This window comes from Vibrio galatheae (assembly GCF_000967545.1).
In the GTDB taxonomy this organism is placed as follows: Bacteria; Pseudomonadota; Gammaproteobacteria; order Enterobacterales; family Vibrionaceae; genus Vibrio; species Vibrio galatheae.
The window spans coordinates 1-3,008 of record NZ_JXXV01000041.1; the positions used below are offsets into that span (position 1 = coordinate 1).

1 protein-coding gene is annotated in these 3,008 nt (G+C 39.1%); it reads left to right on the forward strand.

Going from position 1 to position 3,008, the window contains the following annotated elements:
• The first annotated feature begins 289 nt into the window (after positions 1-289).
• Entirely contained in the window at positions 290-1,993 is a 1,704-nt protein-coding gene (locus tag TW81_RS18570) for a hypothetical protein (RefSeq protein ID WP_045957232.1), read from the forward strand.
• Positions 1,994-3,008: the final 1,015 nt, after the last annotated feature.

Genomic DNA, 3,008 nt, shown 5'->3' on the forward strand with positions numbered 1-3,008 from the left:
ACTTCGTACTTGAATCCAAGTCACATAACAAAGCATTTAAGAGTGATTCGCAACGCTTGGCATTTTCGGTTTGCTTTGAATTTAGTGTTGACAGCACAATGATTTAGGTCGGGTGGCGGCGTTGCTCACCACTTAATGCGGCGTTAGGGTGCTTTAAGCATTGTGGTTTAATAACAAACCATGATTAATTCCCATCCAAAGCATCACCACACTTTTTTTGCTCAAAACTTCACCAATGAACAAGTCAGGACTATACTAATTGACTTCGTCACCATGGATAGGCAAGGCTATGTATAAGTTAAAAGTAATATCGCTCATTTTATTTGTTTTGGCTCTGAGTGCTTGTGAAAGCAATGGTACTAGCGCGAAAAGTTCTGAAGCTACCAGCAATACATCAATTAACACATCTCAAGTAGGTATTAAACTACAAAGAATCGAAAAAAGTACGCCGGTGAATTATACGCCGCTTAGTGGGACATATTACGGACGATTGAAAGTTGAAACAAAGCTTAAAAGCGGAGTAATTGAAGGTCCTGAGGCACAAAAGTTAAAAGACTATTTGTTTAATGTGTTTGGGAGTAAAAAAAATGAATTCGTCATAACCTTCAATGCAAACATTGATAATATTACTCTACCTCCTGCAATTTTACTGGCGTATAGATATGATAGTAGTGATAATAGCTGGAAATATAAGATGATGGATGTATATACATCTCCTATTTTCAATATAAAAAGTCACGGCGAAATAGATTATGCTCTAAGTATAAAGTCTAGCAATGATAAAGAAATAAAGTTATTCGAAAAAGCGGCCAAGGCTGCGGAGTTAATGAGCAGATTTTCATCAGGAACATGGGTTATAAATAAGTTGGCTGAACCAGTTGTCAAGATAGGTGCCCTAAGTCTAGATAACGAAATTAGCAAAGCGGCATCAGAAAAATATGATTCTGAGTTGACATCGACATTGTTCCCATTAAGTAAAACTAGCAATGGGTCAAATCAATATTTGGTAGAAAAAAATAATCAGGCTAACTTTGCCGAAATATCAGTTGAAGTTGAATATTACAACTCACTAATTGCAGGTGAAGCGTTAAGTCATAAAACAGTTGCATCAGTTAACAAGGCAATCCTGCCTGAGGTACACGGTCACCCTGATGCATTAAATCGTATATCAGTGAAACGATATCCTGATATTGAAAACAAACTTTTAAAGGATATCAATCAAACAAACCCTACGTTACTTAATGACATAAAGACAGCTCAGTCACTCTCTAAACTTGATGACCTATGCATGAAATTGAAAACTGAACTTAGCTCGACATATGACTTAAATATCATTGATACAAATCTTGCGCTCTTTGAAGTGGTGCAAAAATCTAATTATGTAGCGAATCACAACTCATTGAGAACATTCAATTGCCTTAGTAAACAAGACTTCGAATCTCTGAACAAAATGAACCAAAACTTGCAGTTTGGCTCAGTCTCGGTTCGTAGTAATCAATTTGCGAAAACTCTCATTGGTTACCTACGAACTCCACGTTCAAACCATAAGGACAAAGAAGTACTTGAAGGATACTTTACCGACAACGTTTACTTTGAGTCAGAAGTTGAATACTTCGATGAGGATAGCTCAAGCAATATGTCTAAGACAGATATTATTTCTTTACTTGGATTGATAGGAGCTAACCGTGCGGGAGCTATTGATTACTCAAACAAAGAAAGAGTGGGTTCTGATTTAAACGAAAACCTGATAGTGAATATTTATTACAACCACCACGAAGAACTAAACAAGTTTTATAAGATAACACTAAATAATATCAACTCACCTGGGAATCGTATTAGCGTAGTCAAGGTTCAATATGCAAACGACAACGAGCTGTCACAGCTAGACAAACAACGACTAATTGTACCTAGTGAATATGCTTCAGAATCAACGGTTAAGCCATTGGCTGTGGCCAATAACTCCACAGCCCCCACGGTAGTGGCAGAAGATTAAAGGATAGCGTACCAGCACCCTAACAATCTGTTTAAGAGTGATTCGCAACGCTTGGCATTTTTGCTATGCGTTGCGTTTTGTGTTTAAGGTGGTATGCGGTAGCTTCAAGGAGTGCGTTGCTCACACCTTAACAGGGCGTTAGGTTGCTTTTAATATTGTAGGCTTGTTGGTTCTGCATTTAGCCACTTCAAGTCTATCAGTTGTAGTTACTTTTGTGTCTGCGTGGCTCGAACATTTTCATGTGAAAGCTGCGTTTAGTGGCTAAATTTCAACTTCTTCGGCTCACCGTTTTTGAGCGCTGACGGCCAATTCAGTTGTCAGAAACCGCTTGTCCTAAAAGGTTCTTTGGTTCGGTGTTTTGAAGTTCAGCGCATTTTGGTTCATCGAACCACCGCAAATTTGGTGAAGTGCTAGTCATTAAACTTCAGTGCTTGTTGCGGTGCATTCAGCATTGGTGTTTTATAGTTCAACCACTGCATTCCAAATTAGGAAAAGTGCGCGTAATAAGCATTCCTAACAAACTGCTTAAGACGGACTGCCAACGCGCGGCGGTTTTGCTTCTAGTTAAGTTTGGTGTTTACGGTGGTTTGTTTGAGTTTTGTGGCAAGTTGGCAGCCACTTAGCAGGGCGTTAATAAGCTACTGTTAACGAATAGTTTTTATGGTGAGTTGTCCCGCGTTTGTTGTCAGTATTTTAGGTTCAAACCGGCTTAGTCAGTCGCGATTTGTTTCGTAGATTCTTTGCTGAAAACGCCATTTTAAATTGTCGAAAGCGCTAATATGCCAACCACCATTTTCACTTTCATTGGTTCATCGATGTGGCAATTATCTAACCTTAACTTCTGCGGGTGGCTCGTTTCAACAAGTCGAGTTAGTCGCTAGCTGAAACCTTGTTTGTGGAAACTACAGCGGGGCAGTAGCCAGTAAAAATCCAGTTGGTTATTGGTGTTGAGTCTGGTGCATGTTTTGAATCTAGTGCGTGTGGAAAGTACTTTCTTAGTATCAAGTTTGAAGTG